Source organism: Streptomyces longispororuber (assembly GCF_014656095.1).
GTDB lineage: Bacteria > Actinomycetota > Actinomycetes > Streptomycetales > Streptomycetaceae > Streptomyces > Streptomyces longispororuber.
In genome coordinates, this window is the sequence record NZ_BNBT01000025.1 from 1 (window position 1) to 22350 (window position 22350).

The following is a 22350-nucleotide window of genomic DNA, read 5'->3' on the forward strand; positions in this document are numbered from 1 at the left end:
CCCCGCGGCATCCGCCGCGCCCCGACGGCCGGACCGCCCCGCCCGCCGGACGGCACCACGAACTTCGCGACGGGCCGCTCCCGGGCGGCGTGGCCCGGGACGACCGCCTCCGGCGAGCCGGGGGAGCCCGGCCCGGGCCGTGAGGGCGGGGCGGGGGCCCTGGCGGGAGCTGCCGCCGACGGGGCTGCCCCTGGCGGGGGAGAGCGGACGGGGTCCGTCCCGAGCACGGAGGACCGGGTTGGGCCCCGTGGGGGCGGGGAAGCCCGGTCCGAGGCCGCCCCGGGTGGGCGAGGACGTGCGGTCCCGGCCGGGCGGGAGGCTGAGATGTCCGACCTGGCTGGGCAGGAGGCTGCGGAGTCCGACTCGGCCGGGAGGAAGGCCGCGGGGACCGGCCCGGCCGGGCGGAAGACCGACCCGGCTGCGGAAAAGGCCGCGGAGACCACCCTGGCCGCGCGGAAGGCTGCCCCGGCTGGGCGGGAGCCCGTGCCCGGTGCGGTTCCGGGCCAACGAGGCGCCCACGCCGAGGACTCGCCCCCGCAGCACGCCACCCTCGCAGCCCGGCCGTCACGACCCGCCGAACCGCCCTCGCCGCCTGCCGAACCGCCTCCGGCGGCCGGGTCGCCCGCGCCGCCCACCGGCTCCCCGGCGGCTGAGCGGCCCTCACGGTCCACCGGCTCCACGGCCGCCGGCACGTCGCCCACCGCCACCGGGCCAACGGCGGCCGAGCCACCGGCGCCCTCCGCCGGGCCACGCCCGCCCTCCGACGAGCCACTTGCCCCACCTGCCGGATCACGGGCGCCCTCCGCCGGGCCGCCCAAACCTCCCGAGCCTCCCGCCGGGGCGCCCGCGCCTCCCGCCGGGCCACCCAAGCCGTCCGCCGGGCCGCCCTCGCCGTCCGCCAAACCGCTTCCGACATCCGCCGAGCCCCCGGCGGCACCCGTCGGACCGCCCGCGCCAGCCGCTAGGCCACCCGCACCGCCCGCAGGACCACCGGCGGCGCCCGCCCAGCCCCCCGCGACACCCACCGGGGCACCGGCCGAAGGCGCACCGCCGGCCCTCGCCAAGCCACCGGCCGGAGGTGCCGAAGGCGCACCGCCGGCCCTTGCCAAGCCACCGGCCGGAGGCACACCACCAGCGCCCGCCAGGCCACCCGCCCAAGGTGACCCTCTCTCCAAGCCTCCCGCCGAAGGCGAACCCTCGGCCACACCCCCGCCCGCCCCAGGGACACGCGCACAGCCACCCCGACCCGCCGACGGAGGCGCGGGGCCCGGGTCTCCCCGCCCCGAGGGGCCCGCACGCTCGGTGCCCCCCACCTACCGCGCCCCCGCCCCCTGGGCCCCCGCCGCCCCCTCCGGCCCCGTCAGCTTTCCCTCGGCGCCCGGGGCGTCCGTCCAGGGCCGGGGTGCCGGTGTCCCGGAGGTGGCCGAAAAGGCGGAGGCGGCGTACGTGGGGGACGGGCCGCCGACCTATGAGCCCGAGCCGACCGGGCTGCCCGCGGCCGACCCGGACGACCTCGGCAGCCTCGTCGCCGACACCGTGCTCGACGGCGCCCGCTACGGCACCAGCACGCTGCGCGCGGTGTCCCTGCGCGGGGACTCGGCGCGGTACCGGGGCGAGCCGCGCAGGGACGCCCTGCTCACCGCCCGGTTCGGGTCCGGCGAGGACGCGCTGGTCCTGGTCGCCATGGCCACCGGCGCCCGCGCCACGGCGGGGGCGCACCGCGCGGCGGCCGACGCCTGCGCGTGGATCGGCAGGGCCGTGGGCCGCAGCCACGCGCGGCTCGCGCAGGACATCCGGGCCGCCCGCCGCGGCGACCTGAAGTCCGGCCTGCACCGGCTCACCGACCGCAGCCTCGGCAGGCTGCGCGCCCGCGCCGCCGACCTCGGCCTGGAGCCGGAGGAGTACACGGCGTCCCTGCGCTGCCTGCTGCTGCCCGCCGACCCGCGCTGCCGCACCCGGGTGTTCTTCGGCGTCGGCTCCGGCGGCCTGTTCCGGCTGCGCGGCGGCGCGTGGGAGGACATCGAGCCGCGGGTCGCCACCGCCACCGGCGCCGCCGTGGTCGGCTTCGGCTCGCCGACGGCGCGCACCCCCGAGGGCGACCGGCTCACCGTGGACCTGGGCATCACCACGCCCCCGAGCCCGTACGAGCCCGCGCCCGCGCCGCCGCGCGACCCCTTCCGGTTCCGCGCCTCCGTCGCCCGCCCGGGTGACACCCTGCTGCTGTGCACCGGCGGCCTCGCCGAACCGCTGCGCGGGGAGCCCGAGCTGGCCCGCCACCTCACCCGCCGCTGGGCCGGGAGCGGCCCGCCCGGCCTCGCCGCGTTCCTCGCCGACACCCAGGTGCGGGTCAAGGGGTACGCCGATGACCGTACGGCCGCCGCCGTGTGGGAGGCGTGAGCGCGTTCCCTGTGAATTCATGGACCCACAGCGACCGAAGGGGTGCGTGAAGACATGGCCAAGCAGAACGTCGCCGAGCAGTTCGTCGACATCGTCGTCCGCGCCGGGGTGAAACGCCTCTACGGCGTCGTCGGCGACAGCCTGAACCCCGTCGTGGACGCGATCCGGCGCACCAAGGGCATCGAGTGGATCCAGGTCCGGCACGAGGAGACCGCCGCCTTCGCCGCCGGGGCGGAGGCGCAGATCACCGGCTCGCTCGCCGCCTGCGCGGGCTCCTGCGGCCCCGGCAACCTCCACCTCATCAACGGCCTGTACGACGCCCACCGCTCCATGGCCCCGGTCCTCGCCCTGGCCTCGCAGATCCCCTCCTCCGAGATCGGCCTCGGCTACTTCCAGGAGACCCACCCCGACCATCTGTTCCGCGAGTGCAGCCACTACTGCGAACTGATCTCCAGCCCGCGGCAGATGCCCCGCCTGCTGCACACCGCCATCCAGCACGCCGTGGGCCGGTCCGGCGTCAGCGTCGTCTCCCTGCCGGGCGACCTCGCCTCCGAGCCCGCCCCGGAGAAGGCCGTCGAGACCGCCCTCGTCACCACCCGCCCCACCGTGCGCCCCGGCGACGCCGAGATCGACGCGCTCGCCGCGATGGTCGACGAGGCCGACAAGGTCACGCTGTTCTGCGGCAGCGGCACGGCCGGCGCGCACGCCGAGGTGATGGCCTTCGCCGAGAAGGTCAAGTCCCCGGTGGGGCACGCCCTGCGTGGCAAGGAGTGGATCCAGTACGACAACCCGTACGACGTGGGCATGAGCGGGCTGCTCGGCTACGGCGCCGCCTACGAGGCCACCCACGGGTGCGACCTGCTCATCCTGCTCGGCACCGACTTCCCGTACAACGCCTTCCTGCCCGACGACGTGAAGATCGCCCAGGTCGACGTGCGCCCCGAGCGCCTCGGCCGTCGCTCGAAGCTGGACCTCGCGGTGTGGGGCGACGTACGCGAGACGCTGCGCTGCCTGACCCCGCGCGTCTCGCCGAAGTCGAACCGCAAGTTCCTCGACAAGATGCTGAAGAAGCACGCCGACGCGCTGGAGGGCGTGGTCAAGGCCTACACCCGCAAGGTCGACAAGCACGTCCCGATCCACCCCGAGTACGTCGCCTCCGTCCTCGACGACCTCGCCGACGATTCGGCGATCTTCACGGTCGACACCGGCATGTGCAACGTCTGGGCCGCCCGCTACCTCACGCCCAACGGCAGGCGCCGCGTCATCGGCTCCTTCAGCCACGGCTCCATGGCCAACGCGCTGCCGCAGGCCATCGGCGCGCAGTTCACCGACCGGCGGCGGCAGGTCGTGGCGATGTCGGGCGACGGCGGCTTCTCCATGCTGATGGGCGACTTCCTCACCCTGGTGCAGTACGACCTGCCGGTGAAGGTGGTCCTCTTCAACAACTCCTCGCTGGGGATGGTGGAGCTGGAGATGCTGGTCGCGGGCCTGCCCTCGCACGGCACCACCAACCACAACCCGGACTTCGCGGCCGTGGCCCGCGCGGCCGGGGCCCACGGCGTCCGCGTGGAGAAGCCCAAGCAGCTCGCGGGCGCCCTCAAGGACGCCTTCGCCCACAAGGGCCCCGCCCTCGTCGACGTCGTCACCGACCCCAACGCCCTGTCCATCCCGCCCAAGATCAAGTCCGAGATGGTCACCGGCTTCGCGCTCTCCGCCAGCAAGATCGTCCTGGACGGCGGGGTGGGCCGCATGCTCCAGATGGCCCGCTCCAACCTCCGTAACGTGCCCCGGCCCTGACGCGTCATCAGTCCTCGGGGTCGGCGCCCCGGACCCCGAGGACGTCCAGCATCGCCCGCGTCGCCGGGCTCGGGTTGAACCGCCCCCACGCCAGGTACTCGACGCGGCGCGGCCCGTCCGCCACCGGCACCAGGGCCAGTTCCGGATCGCCGGCGGCCAGCGGCCGCACGAACGCCGACGGCAGCAGCGCGACGCCGAGGTCCCGCGCGACCAGCCGGGTGATCAGCTCCGCGACCCCGGCCTCGTACGCGACGTCGCGGGCCAGGCCCGCGGCGGCGAACGCCTGGTCGGACTGGGCCCGCGCGGGCGTCCCCGCCACGAAGTCCACGAACGTCTCGTCGGCGATGTCGAGGAGCGTGACCCGGGCGGCGCCCGCGAGGCGGTGACCGGTGGGCACCACCAGCACGTGCTCGTCGCGGTCGAGGGCGAGGGTCTCCACGCCGGGCGGCCGCGCGCCCTCGGGCAGGCCGAGGAAGGCGATGTCCAGGTCGCCCCGCCGCACCGCCGCCGCGAGTTCGTCGCTGCCCCCGGCGCGCAGCAGGACCCGCACGTCCGGGTGGCGGGCCCGGTACCGCTGCAGCACCTCGGGTACGTCGACGGCGGCCGTGGTCACTATGACGCCCACCGCGAGGGTGCCGCGCACCACGCCCGTCGCGGCGGCGGCGTCGGCCACCGCCCGGTCGGCGGCGGTCAGGCACTCGCGCGCGCCGACGAGGAACGCCTCCCCGGCGCTGGTCAGTTCGACCCGGCGGCTGGACCGGGCGAACAGCTTGACCCCGAGCTCCCGCTCCAGGTTCGCGATCCGGTGACTGAGCGACGACTGCACCACCAGGCAGCGCTCCGCCGCCCGTGTGAAGTTGCGGGTCTCGGCGACGGCGACGACGTACCGGAGCTGTTGGAGGTCCATGGAGCCATCGTTCCCGTTCATGGCTGTCATCGCAATCATGCTTTGGATTCATGGCCGCTCGGCGCCGAGACTACCGCCATGCAGACCTCGACCCCACGGTCGCCGGGCCCGTCGCGGACCTCGTCCGCGCAGCGCGCCGCGACCGTCGCGCTGACCGCCCTCGCCCCGATCTCCTGGGGCACCACGTACGCCGTGACCACGGAGCTGCTGCCGCCGGGTCACCCGCTGTTCGCCGGACTGATGCGCGCCCTGCCCGCCGGGCTGCTCGCGCTGGCCCTCACCCGCGTCCTGCCGCGCGGGGACTGGTGGTGGAAGGCCGCCGTCCTGGGCGCGCTCAACATCGGCGCCTTCTTCCCGCTGCTGTTCCTGGCGGCCGAACGGCTGCCCGGCGGGGTCGCCGCCACCCTCGGCGCCGCCCAGCCGCTGCTTGTCGCGGTGCTGGCCGTCGCGGTGCTCCGCGACCGGCCGACGGCCTGGCGGCTGTGCTGGGGCGTCGTCGGTGTGGTCGGCGTCGGCTTCGTCGTGCTCGGGCCGCGCGCCCGCCTCGACGCCGTCGGGGTGCTCGCGGGCCTCGCCGGTACGGCGACCATGGCCCTCGGCCTGGTCCTCGCCAAGCGCTGGGGGCGCCCGGCGGGGGTCGGCCCCATGGCCCTGGCCGGCTGGCAGCTCGCGGTGGGCGGTCTGATGCTGCTTCCGCTGACCCTCGCGGTCGAGGGGGTGCCGCAGCGGATCGACGCCGGTGCCGCGGCCGGCTACCTCTGGCTCGGCTCCATGGGCGGGCTCATCGCGTACACCCTGTGGTTCCGCGGGATCGGCAGGCTGCCGGTGGGCGCCTCCGCGCCGCTGGTACTGCTGTCCCCGTTGGTCGCGACCCTCGTCGGTCTCGGCCTCGGCGAGTCCCTCGGCCTCCTCCAGAGCCTCGGCTTCGTGCTCGCCCTGGCCGCCCTGCTCGCGGCGCAGCTCGACTCCCCACGCGGGCCCCGCCGCGCACCCGGCGAGGGCGTACGGAACCCGAAGCACGCGGACCGCCCCGCCGACGCCCGGCCTGCGGACGACCGGCCTGCGGAAGACCGCCCCGCACACCACGCACCCGAAGACGACCGCCCCCGAGAGGGCCACGCGGCAGGAGGACGAGCCCGATGACGCAGAGCGGGATGACGGATACCGGGATGACGGATACCGGGATGACGAAGGCCAGGACGGTGAAGACAGGGATGACGGAGGCCGGGATGACGGAGAACGGGACGACGACGGCCGGTGCGGTGGCGGCCGGGACGGTGGCGGACGGAGCCGTGGCGGCCGGAGCCGCGGACCGGGCGCAGGGAGCGGGCCGGGTGGAGGGAGCGGATCGGGTAGGTCGGGTGGCGCGGGCCCGGGCCACGGAGGCAGGCCCGGCGGGCGCGGCCCCGGACGGGGCGCGGGCGGGGCTGCGGATCGTGGTGCTCGGGGCCAGTGGGATGGTCGGGAGCCGGGTGACCCGGGAGGCCGCCGCGCGCGGGCACCGGGTGCTCGCCCTGGCGCGGAAGCCCGCGAGCGACGACCCGGCCGTGACGCCGGTGGCGGTGGACGCGCGCGACCCCGCGACGCTGCGCGCCGCGCTCGCCGCCTCCCGCGCGGACGCCGTCGTCCTGGCCGTGCGGACCGAGCCGGCCGACCGGGACTTCCTCGTCGACACCGCCCGCACCGTCCTCGACGCGGCCGCCCGGACCGGGGCGCGCGTCCTGGTGGTGGGCGGGGCCGGGGCGCTGCGCAGCCCGGGCCGGCCGGAGCTGCTGGTCGCCGACGACCCCGCGTACGTCCCCGAGGACCTGCGGCCGGTCGCCGCCGCCGGGGTCGCCCAGCTCCGCGCCGCCCAGGAGCACGCCCACGGCGACTGGGTCTACCTGAGCCCGCCCGCCCTGCTGGAGCCCGGCCGCCGGACCGGCCGCTACCGGCGCGGCGGCGACACCCTGCTCACCGCAGCCGACGGCCGCTCCTGGATCAGCGCCGAGGACCTGGCCGCCGCCGTGGTCGACGAACTGGAGAGCCCCGGTTCCGAGCGCCACGTCACGGTCGTCCACCGCGAGGGGCCCCCGGCCGCGTAGCTCAGCTCCCGGCGAAGTGCTCCCGCACCAGCGTCTGCACCACGGCCAGGTCCCCCGCGGTGAGCGCGTCGAGCAGGGCCGTGTGCTCGGCCGCGTCGGCCACCAGGTCCGCGCGCCGGGCGTGCACCGGGCCGGTGACGAGGGGCCACTGGGAGCGCCGGTGGAGGTCGTCGGCGACCTGGACGAGCTGCTCGTTCCCGCAGAGCCCGAGCAGCGCCCGGTGGAAGGCCCGGTCCGCGTCGGCGTACCGGGCGCGGTCCCCGGCGGCCGCGGCCACCACGGTCGCCTCGGCCAGCGGCCGCAGCTCGGCCCAGCGCCCCGCGGGCACGGTCCGCGCCAGGCGCAGCATCACCGGCACCTCGATCAGCGCGCGGACCTCGGCCAGCTCCCCGAGCTCCCGCGCGCTGCGCCGGGTGACCCGGAACCCGCGGTTCGGGACCACCTCGACCGCCCCCTCGACGGCGAGCTGCTGCATCGCCTCGCGCACCGGCGTGGCCGAGACGCCCAGGCGCTCGCCGAGCACGGGCGCCGAGTAGACCTCGCCGGGCGTCAGCTCCCCGTCGACGAGGGCCGCGCGCAGGGCGTCGAGCACCTGCCCGCGCACGGAGCTGCGCCGTACGACGGCCCGCGGCGCGGGCGCCGCGTGCGGGTGCTCGCCCCGCGTCACCGCCCGGTCGCCCGGCCCGGCACCGGGCTGCTCCGGCACTCGCGCGGCGGCGCAGCGGGCGGACCCCTCCGCCGCGCCCGCTCTGGCCCGCTCCACTCGCTACCTCCCGCGTCCCCGCGATCCCGCGTCCCACCCGTCACGTATCGGATCGCACCGGACCGGAAACGTACGATCCGGAACATCCGAGCAGCACCCTAGGCGGACCGCCCCCCAGTTGAAACCTCGATCATGTTGGGTAAGGTTAGGCTTACCTGCAATCGATCGTGATTCGGCGGTCCCCGCATGTCCGTTCCCACCCTGGAATCCGGCGCCCGGCACACGGAGCGCGTCCCCGGCCCGCTCACGGGCGCGTACGCCCGCCTGGCCGAGGTGTACCCCGGGCTGCGGATCCAGGAGCTGGCCCCGGACGAGCCGGCCCCGCGCGGCGAGGGCTGGATCACCGCCGGGCAGCTCGCGGCGGCCGGGCCCGAGTTCGAGGAGTTCCTGGCCTGGGACGACGCGCAGGTGCTCAAGGACTACGGGCAGCGGGCCCGCCCCGACGTGGTGGCCAGCTTCGCCCTGCACCGCTACGCCTGGCCCGCCTGCCTGCTGATCACCGTGCCCTGGTTCCTGCACCGCCGCGTGCCGCGCTTCCCGGTCGAGCACGTCGCCTACCAGCGCGTCCTCGGCGCCATGGCGGTGCGCCCGACCACCTTCGCCTGCCTGCCGGACGACCCGGCGGCCACGCTGCCCGGCGCCCGGGTGGTGCCGGACGAGGAGGCCCTGCGCGCGGAGGTGCGGGCCGCGGTGGCCGAGCACCTGGGGCCGCTCCTCGACGGCTTCGGGCCGCGCATGCGACGCCGCGGGCGCGCCCTGTGGGCCATGGCGACCGACGAGATCGTCGAGGGCATCTGGTACGTCGCCCACCTCCTGGGCGAGGAGGAGCGGGCCACCGCCGAGCTGGAGCGGCTCCTGCCGGGCGCCACCCAGCCGTACGTCGGCACCGCCGCCTTCCGCGAGCTGACCGGGCCGAACGGCGAGAAGCTGCCGACCCGCGACCGCGCGAGCTGCTGCATGTTCTACACGCTGCGGCCCGAGGAGACCTGCGTCACCTGCCCGCGCATGTGCGACGCCGACCGCGCCGCCAAGCTCGCGGCCTCGGCCGCCGGGGCCTGACGCCACCGGCCGCCGACGCCGTTCCCGGGCCGTGCGCCGGGGCCCGCCGGGCCCTCGTACGCGCCCTCGCGAGGGCCCGTTGCCCGCGTCTTCTGCCGGGCCCCCGCGGTCGCCACCTGATCGGGGTGATCGCGGCCCGGTCGCGCCCGGTCACTCTTCCGGGTGATCGCAATCGAACTCAACTCGCCCAGGACCCGCAGGAGTTCGAGCGATTCCGGGTGTGTCGCGGCCCGCGCCGCCCACTTGGCGCTCTCTTGCCGGAAAACCCCTTGAGCGCTGTCGGGCGTGGGTCACTATGGCGCCCGAAACGCCCCACCGCGACGCAAGGGACCCCAGATGAGACTGACCGACATATCGCTCGACTGGCTGCTGCCGGGCGGCGTCCTGCTGCTGGGCCTGGCAGTGGCGGTGGCGGTGCTCGCCCGGGGCAGGAAAGCCCAGACGAAGGCGGCCGCCTCCGCCGACGACACGTGGGAGCGCAGCGAGGAGCGCCGCAGGCGCAAGGAAGTCGTCTACGGCACCGCCTCCTACGTCCTCCTGTTCTGCTGCGCGGCCGTCGCCGCGGCCCTCTCCTTCCACGGCCTGGTCGGCTTCGGCCGGCAGAACCTGAACCTCTCCGGCGGCTGGGAGTACCTGGTGCCGTTCGGGCTCGACGGCGCGGCGATGTTCTGCTCCGTGCTCGCCGTCCGCGAGGCCAGCCACGGCGACGCGGCCCTCGGCTCGCGGCTCCTGGTGTGGACCTTCGCCGGGGCCGCCGCCTGGTTCAACTGGGTGCACGCGCCGCGCGGCCTCGGCCACGCGGGCGCGCCCCAGTTCTTCGCCGGGATGTCCCTGTCGGCCGCCGTCCTCTTCGACCGCGCTCTCAAGCAGACGCGCCGCGCGGCGCTGCGCGAGCAGGGGCTCGTGCCGCGGCCGCTGCCGCAGATCCGGATCGTACGGTGGCTGCGGGCGCCACGGGAGACGTTCGGCGCGTGGTCGCTGATGCTCCTGGAGGGCGTGCGCACCCTCGACGAGGCCGTCGAGGAGGTCCGCGAGGACCGGCGCGAGAAGGAGCAGGCGCGCACGCGGCGGCGCGACAAGGAGAAGCTGGAGCGGGCCCAGCTCAAGGCCCTCAGCCGGGGGCGCCGCTACCACGCCCGGGGCGGCCGGCAGGTCGACGTGGGGGCCGTCGGGGCCGTACCGGACCAGGCCGGGTCCGCGCCGGTCGGCGCGGACCCCGCCATAGCGGCCGCGCCGCAGCAGGAGCAGTTGCCCGTACGGTCGCGTCCCTCCCTCCAGGCCGTCAGGAACGGGCCTGAGACCGTCACCGTCGACCTCACCGCGGAGGACGACACGCAGACGATTCCCCGCCTCGACTCCTTGGAGCGCAAGCTGAAGGACCTGGAACAGCAGTTCGGCTGACCCGTCCAGGGGGCTCGGCCCCCGGGCGCCTCATCGGCGCTCCGCGCCTCGTCCTCAAACGCCGGACGGGCTGAATATCCCTCGTCCCGCCGCCTTCGTCCGTCCGTCCGCTCGGCCCCGTGGAGGGGGCGGGCGGACGGGGCATCAGGCGTTCGCGTCCAGTTCGAACCAGACCGACTTGCCGACGCCGTGGGCGCTGACCCCCCACGCGTCCGCGAGCGCCTGCACCAGCATCAGGCCGCGGCCGTGCGTGCCGTCGCCGGTGTCCGCGCCGCGCAGCCGGGGGCGGCGGCCCGTGAAGTCCCGCACCTCGACCCGCAGCCGCCGCGGCTCCACCGTGGCCGTGAACACCGCGTCCCGGTCCGTGTGCACCAGCGCGTTCGTCACCAGCTCGCTGGCCAGCAGCTCGGCCGTCTCCGCCGAGCCGGGCCGGCCCCAGTGCCGCAGCAGGTCCCGCAGCGCCCCCCTGACCTCGGACACCGCCCGCAAATCGGCGCGCCCGAGCCTGCGCCGCAGCCGGACCCCGCCGTCCCCCCTGACGCCGTCGACCGGACCGTCCTCGTGTCCCGGTGAGAGTGCCCCCCAACCGATGGCGGCACCTCCTCGCGCGTATCTCGTCATGACCCCCGCCCAGACTGTTCTCGAACACGCTCACGGGATGCATGCCCGTCCCGCTTCGCCCCACTCATGTCCATTCGTCAATCAATGAAGTGGGTGCGCGGACGGGTTGAGGGGAAGTGAAGCCCCGTACGACTCCGCACCGAGCGGAACGACCGCCCGCCCGAACCCCGACCGACCCGGTGAACGACCCCTGGAGGAGCCGCCGTGCACGACGACCGACCCCTGGTGGAGGAGCGCCTCGCCCGCGCGGTGCGGCAGTTCCTCCGGCCCGCGCAGTACGCGGACCGCGTGCCGCTCACGCTGTCCGTGTGGCACGCGCCGGGCGAGCCCGTGCCCGTCGCGGACGCGCTCGGGGCGGCGTACGAGCCCTTCACCCCCGGCACCGCCTGGGGAAAGCCCTGGTCGACGAGTTGGTTCCGGCTGGAGGGGGAGGTGCCCGAGGCGTGGCGGGGGCGGCGCGTGGAGGTGGTCGTCGACCCAGGCTTCACCGGCGAGGGGCCCGGCTTCCAGGTCGAGGGCCTGGTGTACGACGCCACCGGCGTCCCGGTGAAGGGCATTCACCCCCGCAACCGTCACGTACCCGTCGCGGCCCGCGCGCGGGGCGGGGAGCCGGTCCGGCTGCTCCTGGAGGCGGCGGCCAATCCGACGGTCCTGCACGACTTCGTACCGACCCGTCTCGGCGACGTCCTGACCGCCGGCGATCGGCCGATGTACCGATTCGCGGCTGCCGATCTGGCCGTACTCGACGAGACCGTCTGGCAGCTCGTGCTCGACATCGAGGTGCTCACCGAGCTGATGGGGGAGCTGGATCCGGCCCGGCCCCGCCGCCACGAGATCCTGCGGGCCCTGGAGGACATGCTCGACGCGCTGGACCCGCACGACGTGGCGGGCACCGCCGCCGCGGCCCGGGCCGCGCTCACCGAGGTGCTCGCGCGGCCCGCGCACGCCAGCGCCCACCGCGTATCGGCTGCCGGGCACGCGCATATCGACTCGGCCTGGCTGTGGCCGCTGCGGGAGACGGTGCGCAAGGCGTCACGGACGTTCGCCAATGTGACGGCGCTCGCGCGTGACTATCCGGAGCTGGTCTTCGCCTGCTCGCAGGCGCAGCAGTACGCGTGGGTGAAGGAGCACCAGCCGCACATCTGGGAGCGGATCACGAAGGCGGTCGCCGACGGCACCTGGGCGCCCGTCGGGTCCATGTGGGTGGAGTCGGACGCCAACATGCCCGGCGGGGAGGCCCTCGCCCGGCAGCTCGTGCACGGCAAACGGTTCTTCCTGGAGGAGTTCGGCGTCGAGACCGAGGAGGTCTGGCTGCCGGACTCCTTCGGGTACACGGCCGCGTTCCCGCAGCTCGCCCGGCTCGCGGGGGTGCGCTGGTTCCTCACCCAGAAGCTGAGCTGGAACCAGTCCAACAAGATGCCGCACCACACGTTCTGGTGGGAGGGCATCGACGGCACCCGCGTCTTCACCCACTTCCCGCCCGTCGACACCTACAACTCCCAGTTCCTCGGCTCCGAACTCGCCCACGCCGAGCGGAACTTCGCCGAGAAGGGCCGCGCGACCCGGTCCCTGGTGCCGTTCGGCTTCGGCGACGGCGGGGGCGGGCCCACCCGCGAGATGCTGGAGCGGGCGCGCCGGCTGCGCTCCCTGGAGGGCTCGCCGCGGGTGGAGATCGAGAAGCCGTCGGCGTTCTTCGCCGCGGCCGAGGAGGAGTACGGCGAGCGGGCGCCGGTGTGGTCCGGCGAGCTCTACCTGGAGCTGCACCGGGCGACGTACACCACGCAGGCCGCGACCAAGCGCGGCAACCGGCGCAGCGAACACGCCCTGCGTGAGGCCGAGTTGTGGTGCACGGCCGCCGCGCTGCGCGATCCCGGGTACGCCTACCCGTACGACGCGCTCGACCGGCTGTGGAAGACGGTGCTCCTGCACCAGTTCCACGACATCCTGCCGGGCTCGTCCATCGCGTGGGTGCACCGGGAGGCCCGCGAGACGTACGCGCGCGTGCTCGCCGAGCTGGCGGAGCTCACGGCGGACGCGGTACGCCACCTGGGCGACGGCGAGGTGTCCGTCCTGAACGCGTCACCGTACGCCCGCGGCGAGGTCGTCGAGCACGAGGGCGCACTCCGGCACGTGTACGTCGGGCCGCTCGGCACCCGGAGCCTGGCCGTCGCCGCCGACCAGGAGCACGGCCCGGACCCGGTCACCTCGGCCACCCGCACCGGCACCGAGATCATCCTGACCAACGAGCACCTGCGCGTCACCGTCGACGCCGACGGCCTGCTCGCCTCCGTACGAGACCTCGCCCACGACCGCGAGGTCCTCGCGCCCGGCGCCCGCGGCAACCTCCTCCAGCTCCACCCCGACCACCCCACGCGCTACGACGCCTGGGACCTGGACCCGCACTACCGCCACCGGCACACCGACCTGACCGGCGCCGAGTCCGTGGAGCTCGTCGAGGACGGGCCGCTGCGCGCCGCCGTACGCGTCGTACGCTCCTTCGGCGACGGCTCCCGGATCACGCAGGAGCTGCGGCTCGCCGCGGGCAGCCGCCGCCTCGACGTCGTCACGGACGTGGACTGGCGCGAGTCGGAGAAGGTGCTCAAGGCGGCGTTCCCGCTGGACGTGCACGCCGAACGGTCCACCGCCGAGATCCAGTTCGGGCACGTGCACCGGCCCACCCACGCCAACACCGGCTGGGACGCGGCCCGCTTCGAGATCTGCGCGCACCGGTGGCTGCGGGTGGGGGAGGAGGGGTACGGGGTCGCGGTCCTCAACGACTCCACGTACGGCCACGACGTGACGCGCGCCGCGCACGCCGACGGCCTCGGCACCACCGTGCGGCTCACGCTGCTGCGGGCGCCGCACAGCCCCGACCCCGAGACGGACCTGGGCACGCACCGGTTCACGTACGCGCTGCTGCCGGGGGCGGCGACGGGGGACGCGGTCGCCGAGGGGCTCGCGCTGAATCTGCCGCTGCGGGTGGCGGAGGTGGCGGACGTCGCGCCCGTCGTGCGGGTGGATCATCCGGGGGTGGTGGTGGAGTCGGTGAAGCTTGCGGAGGACCGGAGCGGGGATGTCGTGGTGCGGCTGTACGAGGCCCTCGGCGGGAGGGCCCGCGCCCTCCTCACCACGTCCTTCCCCGTCGCCCGGGCCGACGTCACCGACCTCCTGGAGCGCCCCCTCCACCCCGCCACCACCTCCTCCACCGGCCTCGCCCTGACCCTGCGCCCCTTCCAGATCCTCACCTTGCGCCTGAGCCCGGCGTAACCCTCGCGGGTGCGCCCCAGACCCGCCCCTTCTCCGTAACCAGGGGCTGCCGCCCCTGGACCCCGCTCCATCGGCGCTCCGCGCCTCGTCCTCAAACGCCGGACGGGCTGGATCCCCCGGCTCGCCGTCGTTGGCTGTCCCCGTTCCATCGGCGCTCCGCGCCTTGTCCTCAAGCGCCGGACGGGCTGGATCTTTCCAGTTCGCCGTCGTCGGCTGTGCCCGCTTCATTGGCGCTGCGCGCCTTGTCCTCAAGCGCCGGACGGGCTGGGTCTTCCCGGCTCGCCGTCGTTGGCTGTCCCCGCTCCATCGGCGCTCCGCGCCTTGTCCTCAATCGCCGGACGGGCTGGATGCACCTCGCCCATCCGCCCCCGGGAGGGGGCGGGTGGGTGGGGAACATCCGCCGCGGAGTGGTGGATCACCGTTGGGCGACGACGGCGCGAGGCACGTTGCAGCCTGTCCGGCGTTTGAGGACGAGCGCGTCAGCGCGATGCGGGGGTCCAGGGGGCGGAGCCCCTTGGTTTCGGGAAGGGGCGGGATTGGGGAGCTCCCGGCAGGGTTACGCCGCCGGGGGCAGGTGGGTGGCGAGCCAGGAGGGGACTCCGCCGAGGAGGCGGAAGAGGCGGGTGGCCTCGGCGCGGAGGCGGGACGCCTCGGGCTCCGGCTCGGCGTCGGCGAGCGCGGCCAGCGCCGGAGCCGTCCCCACCAGGAAGCCCAACTCCTCCCGCAGCCGCAGCGATTCGGCGAACCCGTGCCGCGCCTCCGCCACCTCCCCCTCCCGCAGCGCGAGCCCGGCCAGATGCCGCCAGGTGAAGGAGAGCAGCAGCGCGTCCCCCTGCGCCGTGGCCCCGGCGTGCGCCCGCCGGTACGCGGCCCGCGCGGCCTGCGGCGAGTCCGCCAGGTGCTCGGCGACGAGCCCGCGCCGGAAGTCGAGCAGGGCCCGCCCCGCCCCGCCGGGCGCGAGCAGCGCGGCGGCCCGCCCGAGCGCGGTCCGGGCCTCGTCGGCCCGGTCGCGCACGCCCAACACGGTGGCGGCATACGCCAGTTGGCCCCGCTCGCAGGCCGCGGCCCCCCGCGCGTCGTCATCGTCGGCGACGGCCTCCGCCGTGCGCAGGCTGTCCTCGGCCTCACCCCACCCCTCCCCGGTGAACAGGCAGCGCTCGACGAGCAGGGAGGTTCTCTGGAGCGCGGCGGCCGCGCCCTGCCGGGGCGCGAGGAGCGCCGCCGCGTCGGTCCAGCAGCCGCGCGAGCGCAGCCGCCATACCGCGGTCTGGAGTGGATCGTGCTCGGCGTCAGTTCCGGTACCAGACATGGCGGTAGGCGCCACGTTGCCCTCCCCTAGCGCACCGTTGAGCTGTTGAGTCGTGGGCGAATCTCAGCACGGATCGCGGCGCCGGGCCAAGGGGGCGGGTGAAGGATTTCACAAAGTTGGGGGAGGGGGACGGGGCGCGGCCGGTGTCCGCCGGCCGCGCCCCGCGCGCCCCGGGCTCAGCTCATCCGCAGGGCCAGGAAGAAATCGAGCTTGTCCTCCAGGCGCGACAGGTCACGCCCCGTCAACTGCTCGATCCGCCCCACGCGGTAGCGCAGCGTGTTGACGTGCAGGTGCAGCCGGGACGCGCAGCGCGTCCAGGAGCCGTCGGAGTCGAGGAACGCCTCCAGCGTCGGGATGAGCTCCGCCCGGTGCCTGCGGTCGTACTCACGCAGCGGGTCGAGGAGGCGCGCGGTGAACGCCCGGCGCACGTCGTCGGGGACGAAGGGCAGCAGCAGGACGTGCGAGGCCAGCTCCTGGTGGCCCGCCGCGCACACCCGGCCGGGGCGCGCCGCCGCGACCCGGCGCGCGTGCCGGGCCTCCTCCAGGGCGCCGCGCAGGCCCTCCGCGGAGTGCACGGCCGCGCTGACGCCGAGGGTGAGGCGGCCGTCGTCGGCGAGGCCCGCGGCGAGCGGCTCGCGCACGGTGGCGAGGAGGGCGTCGGCGATCAGGCCCGTCTGGGCGCCGTCGGCGTCGGAGGACATCGCGGGCAGCGGCACGAGCGCGATGGCCTCGTCGCCGGTGTGCGCGACGGCGATCCGGTCGGACGGGTCGGGCCCGGCCGTCGCCGGGTCGACGAGGATCTCCTCCAGGAGCGCCTGGGCGACCGGGCCGCCCTCGATCCCGGCCGGCCGCCGACCGCCGCCACCGCCGTCCGTCTCTCCCGCCCGTCGCCCGCCACCACTCTCGTACGAGAGCCCACCGGGCCCGCCGTGCTCGTGCGCCCGTCGCCCGCCGGTGCCCTCGTACGAGGACCCCGCGGACGCGCCCTGCTCGCCCGCCCGGCGCGCACCACCCTCAGCCGCCGCGCCCTGCGTGTCGTCCCACTCCACGCGCGCCACCACGACCTGCCAGTGCGGGGCCGCGCCGAGCCCCGGCAGCAGTACCGGCGCCGCGACGCGCAGCCGGGCGGCGATCTCGGCGGGCGGGGCGCCCGTCTGGACCAGTTCGAGCACCTCCTGGGCGAGGCGGCGGCGCACCGTGCGCGCGGCGTCCCTGCGGTCCCGCTCCACGGCGATGAGCTGGGTGACGCCCTGGAGCAGGTCGAGCCGCTCCTCGGGCCAGTCGCCCGCGTCGGCCTCGACGGCGAGCAGCCAGTCCGACAGGACGGTCTCGCGCACGTCCCGGGAGGCGCCCGCGGCGCCCCGGCCGCTGGAGCGGATGGGGAACAGGGAGTACGTGACGCCGTCCACGCCCACCCGGTGCGGCCCGCGCCGCCCCGTGCGGGCGGCGGCCAGGTGCTCCCCGGCGAGCCGCGCGCGCACCGGCGCGGGCAGCGGGGACCCGGCGGAGCTCGCCCCGGCGATGGCGCGCCCCGCGGGGGAGAGCACCCACGCGCGCAGGTCCAGGTCGGAGCCGAGCAGGTCGAGCACCACGTCCGGGCCGCCGCCCGCGGGTCCCGACGTCATCAGCCGGCGGTGCCGGTCGACGACGGCCGCGAGGTCCCCGGCGCGCTCGCCCGACACCTGCCGTACGACGTGCTCGGTGATGGTCGCGAACGCCACCGACTCGTTCACCGCGAACAGCGGCAGGCGGTGCCGGGCGCAGGCCTCCACGAGGTCCTCGGGGATGTCGCCGAGCTCCGCCTCGCCCGCGGCGAGCGCGGCCACCCCGGCGGTCGCGAGGATGCGGACGAACGGCTCCGTGTCGGCCGCGTCCCGGCGCCAGGCCAGGCCCGTGAGCACCAGCTCGCCGCCGCCCAGGTACCGGCTGGGGTCGCGCAGGTCCGTGGTCATCACGCCCCGCACGGTGCGGTCCAGCTCGTCCTCTCCGCCGAGCAGCCTGAGGCCCAGGGCGTCGGTGTCAAGGAGTGCGCGCAGCCGCATGGTGTCGTCGCCGCCGATCTGTCTCGATTTCGTGTGTGGCCGGCCGCGCCGGGGGTTCCGGGGGCCGCGGAGCCCGTGGGGCCTGGCGGTGTTCCGGGGGAATCCGCGAGGTTACTGGGGCCCGTTCTTCATACGAATCTACAAGACTCACGGCGTGGCCAGCCAACTCCTTCATGGTTTCGGTGACTGACCCCACCGGAGGGCCGGGCGGTGTACTTGCCCCACTCCGCGTTAACAGCACATGAACGAGCAGTCGAGAGGCGGACGGCCCCACATGGCCGGATCGATCGCCTCCGCGCCGAAGCGGCGCCCTCGCCTCCACCCGGACGGCGTACGCCCGCTTCCCCCGTACGACCCCGGTCACCGCTCACGATCGGCAGCACCGGCCCGCAGCCGACCGCGACGCCCGGCACGCCGGCGGGCGCGACCGTCGTCACGCCCCACGGCAGGGCACGGCACGACACGCACGACACGGCACACCGCACGGCCGCAGAGAACGCACACAGCACCGCGGACAGCACGACCCACAGCACGACCACACAGCAGGACACACAGCACGACCACACAGCACGGCAGACAGCACGACCGACAGCACGATTACGAAGAGAGAGCCACTCATGGACTTCCTTCGCCCCGCAAGCTGGGAGGAGGCGCTCGCCGCGAAGGCCGAGCACCCCACGGCTGTGCCGATCGCGGGTGGGACCGACGTCATGGTCGAGATCAACTTCGACCACCGGCGTCCGGAGTACCTCCTGGACCTCAACCGCATCGGTGAGCTGAGCCAGTGGGAGGTCGGCGAGGACACCGTCCGGCTCGGCGCCTCCGTCCCGTACTCCCAGATCATGGAGCACCTGCGCGCCGAGCTGCCGGGCCTCGCGCTCGCCTCGCACACGGTGGCCTCGCCGCAGATCCGCAACCGCGGCGGCGTCGGCGGCAACCTCGGCACCGCGTCCCCGGCCGGCGACGCCCACCCGGCGCTGCTCGCCGCGGGCGCCGAGGTCGAGGCGGAGTCCGTACGCGGCTCCCGGCGCATCCCCATCGACGACTTCTACACCGGGGTGAAGCGCAACGCCCTCGCGCCCGACGAGCTCATCCGGGCCGTGCACATCAAGAAGGCGGACGGACCGCAGCAGTACTCCAAGGTCGGCACCCGCAACGCGATGGTCATCGCCGTGTGCGCCTTCGGCATCGCGCTGCACCCCGAGACCCGCACCGTGCGCACCGGCATCGGCTCCGCGGCGCCCACCCCGATCCGCGCCACGGCCGCCGAGGAGTTCCTGGCCGCGGCGCTCGACGAGGGCGGTTTCTGGGACAGCCGGAAGATCATCACGCCGTCGGTCGCCAAGCAGTTCGCGGACCTGGCCGCCGGGGCCGCCAACCCGATCGACGACGTCCGCGGCACGGCGAGCTACCGCCGCCACGCCGTCGGCATCATGGCCCGCCGCACGCTCGGCTGGACCTGGGAGTCCTACCGCGGCGCGGGCCGCGGCACGGAGGGAGTCGCGTAATGCGTGTCAACTTCACGGTCAACGGCCGTCCGCAGGAAGCCGACGACGTGTGGGAGGGCGAGTCCCTGCTGTACGTGCTGCGCGAGCGGCTCGGCCTGCCCGGCTCCAAGAACGCCTGCGAGCAGGGCGAGTGCGGCTCCTGCACGGTCCGCCTCGACGGCGTGCCGGTGTGTTCCTGCCTGGTCGCGGCCGGACAGGCGGAGGGCCGCGAGGTCGTCACCGTCGAGGGCCTCGCCGACTTCGCCAAGCAGCGCGCCGAGCACGGCGGCTGCGCCACCGGCGCCTGCGGCACCGAGGGCACCTCCCTCCAGGACGCCCGGCGGTGGAGCGCCCGGCCGCAGGACTCGCAGACCGGCGAGGGCGGCGAACTCGCGCCCGTCCAGCAGGCGTTCATCGACGCCGGCGCCGTCCAGTGCGGCTTCTGCACCCCCGGCCTGCTCGTCGCCGCCGACGAGATGCTGGAGCGCAACCCGTCCCCGACGGACGCCGACATCCGCGAGGCGCTCTCCGGCAACCTGTGCCGCTGCACCGGCTACGAGAAGATCCTGGACGCCGTCCGCCTCGCGGCCGCGCGCCAGGCCGAACTCGCGGAAGGGGTCTGAGCCATGGGAACCACCGGCACCCCCACGAAGATCACCCAGGGGTCGCAGACCAAGGGCGGCATCGGCGAGTCCACGCTGCGCCCGGACGGCACCCTGAAGGTCACCGGCGAGTTCGCGTACTCGTCCGACATGTGGCACGAGGACATGCTGTGGGGCCAGATCCTGCGCTCCACCGTCGCCCACGCCGAGATCGTCTCCCTCGACACCGCCGAGGCCCTCGCGACCTCGGGCGTCTACGCCGTCCTCACGTACGACGACCTGCCCACCGACGTGAAGAACTACGGCCTCGAGCTCCAGGACACCCCGGTCCTCGCGCACGGCAAGGTCCGCCACCACGGCGAGCCCGTCGCCCTGGTCGCCGCCGACCACCCGGAGACCGCGCGCCGCGCCGCCGCCAAGATCAAGGTCGAGTACCGCGACCTGCCCGTCGTCACCGACGAGGCGAGCGCCCTGGCGCCGGACGCGGTCCTCGTCCACGAGGGCCGCGACGACGAATACGCCCGGATCGTCCCGCACCAGAACATCGTGCACCGCCAGCCGATCGTCCGCGGCGACGCCGCCGCGGCCGCGGCGCGGGCCGACGTGATCGTCACGGGCGAGTACACCTTCGGCATGCAGGACCAGGCGTTCCTCGGCCCCGAATCCGGCCTCGCCGTGCCCGCCGAGGACGGCGGCGTCGACCTGTACATCGCCACCCAGTGGCTGCACAAGGACCTGGACCAGATCGCGCCCGTCCTCGGCCTGCCCAAGGACAAGGTCCGCATGACGCTGTCCGGCGTCGGCGGCGCCTTCGGCGGCCGCGAGGACATCTCGATGCAGATCCACGCCTGCCTGCTCGCGCTGCGCACCGGCAAGCCCGTCAAGATGGTCTACAACCGGTTCGAGTCCTTCTTCGGGCACGTCCACCGCCACCCGGCGAAGCTCTTCTACGAGCACGGCGCCACCAAGGACGGCAAGCTCACCCACATGAAGTGCCGCATCGTCCTGGACGGCGGCGCCTACGCCTCCGCGTCCCCGGCCGTGGTCGGCAACGCCTCGTCCCTGTCCGTCGGCCCGTACGTCGTCGACGACGTGGACATCGAGGCCATCGCCCTCTACACCAACAACCCGCCCTGCGGCGCCATGCGCGGCTTCGGCGCGGTCCAGGCCTGCTTCGCCTACGAGGCCCAGATGGACAAGCTGGCGGCGAAGCTGGGCATGGACCCCGTCGAGTTCCGGCAGCTCAACGCCATGGAGCAGGGCACGCTCCTGCCGACCGGGCAGGTCGTGGACTCCCCGGCGCCGGTCGCCGAGATCCTGCGCCGCGTCAAGGCGCGCCCGCTGCCGCCCGAGCGCCAGTGGGAGAGCTCCGAGGGTGCCGACGTGCGCCAGCTCCCCGGCGGCCTGTCCAACACCACGCACGGCGAGGGCGTCGTCCGCGGCGTCGGCTACGCCGTCGGCATCAAGAACGTCGGCTTCTCCGAGGGCTTCGACGACTACTCCACCGCCCGCGTGCGCATGGAGGTCGTCGCGGGCGAGCCCGTCGTCACCGTGCACACCGCGATGGCCGAGGTCGGCCAGGGCGGCGTCACCGTGCACGCGCAGATCGCCCGTACCGAACTCGGCGTCACGCAGGTGACGATCCACCCCGCCGACACCCGGGTGGGCAGCGCCGGTTCGACGTCCGCGTCGCGGCAGACGTACGTCACCGGCGGCGCGGTCAAGAACTCCTGCGAGGCCGTGCGCGAGAAGGTCCTGGAGCTCGGCCGCCGCAAGTTCGGCAGCTACCACCCGGCGTGGGCCACCGCCGAGCTGCTGCTCGAGGGCGGCAAGGTCGTCACCGACGGCGGCGAGGTCCTCGCCGACCTCGTCGACGTCCTTCAGGACGAGGCCGTCGACATCGAGCTGGAGTGGCGCCATCGGCCCACCGAGGCCTTCGACCTGGTCACCGGCCAGGGCAACGGCCACGTCCAGTACTCCTTCGCCGCGCACCGCGCCGTCGTCGAGGTCGACACCGAACTCGGCCTCGTCAAGGTCATCGAGCTGGCCTGCGCGCAGGACGTCGGCAAGGCGCTCAACCCGCTGTCGGTGGTCGGCCAGATCCAGGGCGGCACCACCCAGGGCCTGGGCATCGCCGTCATGGAGGAGATCGTCGTCGACCCCAGGACGGCGAAGGTCAAGAACCCCTCCTTCACGGACTATCTGATCCCCACCATCCTCGACACCCCGACCATCCCGGTCGACGTGCTCGAACTCGCCGACGACCACGCCCCCTACGGGCTGCGCGGCATCGGCGAGGCCCCGACCCTGTCGTCCACCCCGGCGGTCCTCGCGGCCATCCGGAACGCGACGGGGCTGGAGCTGAACAAGACGCCGGTACGCCCCGAGCACCTCACCGGGACCTGACCGGAACCCAGCCCTCCGGGCGGTGCGCGCCTCCCAGGAACGTCACACTTCCCGCGCCCGCACCGCCCGGAGCCGGTCCGTCGTACGACCGTCGTACGAGGTCCCGCGACGGCCGCACCGGCAGCCGTACGCAGGGAAGTACCGCACCGCTCGCGGTCCTCGGCGCCACCGCTCCGCCTTCGCCCCGCCCGCACCGCAGGCCGGCGGA

The 22350-nt window shown here is 75.1% G+C and carries 14 protein-coding genes and 1 pseudogene; 10 read left to right on the forward strand and 5 right to left on the reverse strand.

Annotation, left to right across the window (positions count from 1 at the left end; genetic code table 11):
- Window positions 1-1032: 1032 nt before the first annotated feature.
- Both IE330_RS40020 and IE330_RS11235 read left to right on the forward strand, forming a co-directional pair.
- Window positions 1033-2397: pseudogene (locus tag IE330_RS40020) on the forward strand (protein phosphatase 2C domain-containing protein); the annotation flags it as partial.
- 54 nt (window positions 2398-2451) lie between these two features.
- Window positions 2452-4194, forward strand: a complete 1743-nt coding sequence (locus tag IE330_RS11235) for a pyruvate dehydrogenase (protein WP_190135777.1) — start codon at window positions 2452-2454, stop codon at window positions 4192-4194.
- A gap of 7 nt (window positions 4195-4201) precedes the next feature.
- Here IE330_RS11235 and IE330_RS11240 read toward each other — a convergent pair whose 3' ends face one another.
- On the reverse strand, window positions 4202-5101 hold the full coding sequence (locus tag IE330_RS11240; protein WP_190135828.1) for a LysR family transcriptional regulator: 900 nt from the start codon (window positions 5099-5101) through the stop codon (window positions 4202-4204).
- 78 nt (window positions 5102-5179) lie between these two features.
- Between IE330_RS11240 and IE330_RS11245 the strand changes: the two genes are divergently transcribed.
- A complete protein-coding gene (locus IE330_RS11245; protein WP_190135778.1) occupies window positions 5180-6244 on the forward strand; it encodes an EamA family transporter in 1065 nt (354 codons plus the stop codon).
- Between the two features lie 284 nt (window positions 6245-6528).
- On the forward strand, window positions 6529-7185 hold the full coding sequence (locus IE330_RS11250; protein ID WP_190135829.1) for an NAD(P)-dependent oxidoreductase: 657 nt from the start codon (window positions 6529-6531) through the stop codon (window positions 7183-7185).
- Between the two features lies 1 nt (window position 7186).
- Here IE330_RS11250 and IE330_RS11255 read toward each other — a convergent pair whose 3' ends face one another.
- The gene (locus tag IE330_RS11255; protein WP_190135779.1) at window positions 7187-7948 is read right to left on the reverse strand and encodes a GntR family transcriptional regulator; all 762 of its coding nucleotides are present in this window, start codon (window positions 7946-7948) and stop codon (window positions 7187-7189) included.
- Between the two features lie 186 nt (window positions 7949-8134).
- On the opposite strand from IE330_RS11255, the gene IE330_RS11260 reads away from it, so the two are divergent.
- Both IE330_RS11260 and IE330_RS11265 read left to right on the forward strand, forming a co-directional pair.
- Entirely contained in the window at window positions 8135-9007 is an 873-nt protein-coding gene (locus tag IE330_RS11260) for a (2Fe-2S)-binding protein (RefSeq protein WP_190135780.1), read from the forward strand.
- 336 nt (window positions 9008-9343) lie between these two features.
- Complete coding sequence (locus IE330_RS11265) at window positions 9344-10408, forward strand: DUF2637 domain-containing protein (protein ID WP_190135781.1); 1065 nt, start codon at window positions 9344-9346, stop codon at window positions 10406-10408.
- A 144-nt stretch (window positions 10409-10552) separates the two neighbouring features.
- On the opposite strand, the gene IE330_RS11270 is transcribed toward IE330_RS11265, so the two are convergent.
- The gene (locus tag IE330_RS11270; RefSeq protein ID WP_190135782.1) at window positions 10553-11029 is read right to left on the reverse strand and encodes an ATP-binding protein; all 477 of its coding nucleotides are present in this window, start codon (window positions 11027-11029) and stop codon (window positions 10553-10555) included.
- Between the two features lie 204 nt (window positions 11030-11233).
- On the opposite strand from IE330_RS11270, the gene IE330_RS11275 reads away from it, so the two are divergent.
- Window positions 11234-14296, forward strand: coding sequence for an alpha-mannosidase (locus IE330_RS11275; RefSeq protein WP_190135783.1), 3063 nt, complete (start codon window positions 11234-11236; stop codon window positions 14294-14296).
- 556 nt (window positions 14297-14852) lie between these two features.
- On the opposite strand, the gene IE330_RS11280 is transcribed toward IE330_RS11275, so the two are convergent.
- Together IE330_RS11280 and IE330_RS11285 are read right to left on the reverse strand one after the other, a co-directional pair.
- A complete protein-coding gene (locus IE330_RS11280) occupies window positions 14853-15605 on the reverse strand; it encodes a hypothetical protein (protein WP_229925559.1) in 753 nt (250 codons plus the stop codon).
- 176 nt (window positions 15606-15781) lie between these two features.
- Window positions 15782-17647 carry a PucR family transcriptional regulator ligand-binding domain-containing protein gene (locus IE330_RS11285; protein ID WP_190135785.1) on the reverse strand — a complete coding sequence of 622 codons (1866 nt, stop codon included), beginning with the start codon at window positions 17645-17647 and terminating at the stop codon, window positions 15782-15784.
- Between the two features lie 617 nt (window positions 17648-18264).
- On the opposite strand from IE330_RS11285, the gene IE330_RS11290 reads away from it, so the two are divergent.
- Genes IE330_RS11290 through IE330_RS11300 form a run of 3 tightly spaced genes read left to right on the forward strand, consistent with a single transcriptional unit; the run spans window position 18265 to window position 22142 of the window.
- The gene (locus IE330_RS11290) at window positions 18265-19155 is read left to right on the forward strand and encodes an FAD binding domain-containing protein (protein ID WP_190135786.1); all 891 of its coding nucleotides are present in this window, start codon (window positions 18265-18267) and stop codon (window positions 19153-19155) included.
- Window positions 19155-19757, forward strand: coding sequence for a (2Fe-2S)-binding protein (locus tag IE330_RS11295; protein WP_190135787.1), 603 nt, complete (start codon window positions 19155-19157; stop codon window positions 19755-19757). Before IE330_RS11290 ends, IE330_RS11295 begins: the two co-directional genes overlap by 1 nt.
- A gap of 3 nt (window positions 19758-19760) precedes the next feature.
- A complete protein-coding gene (locus IE330_RS11300) occupies window positions 19761-22142 on the forward strand; it encodes a xanthine dehydrogenase family protein molybdopterin-binding subunit (protein ID WP_190135788.1) in 2382 nt (793 codons plus the stop codon).
- Window positions 22143-22350: the final 208 nt, after the last annotated feature.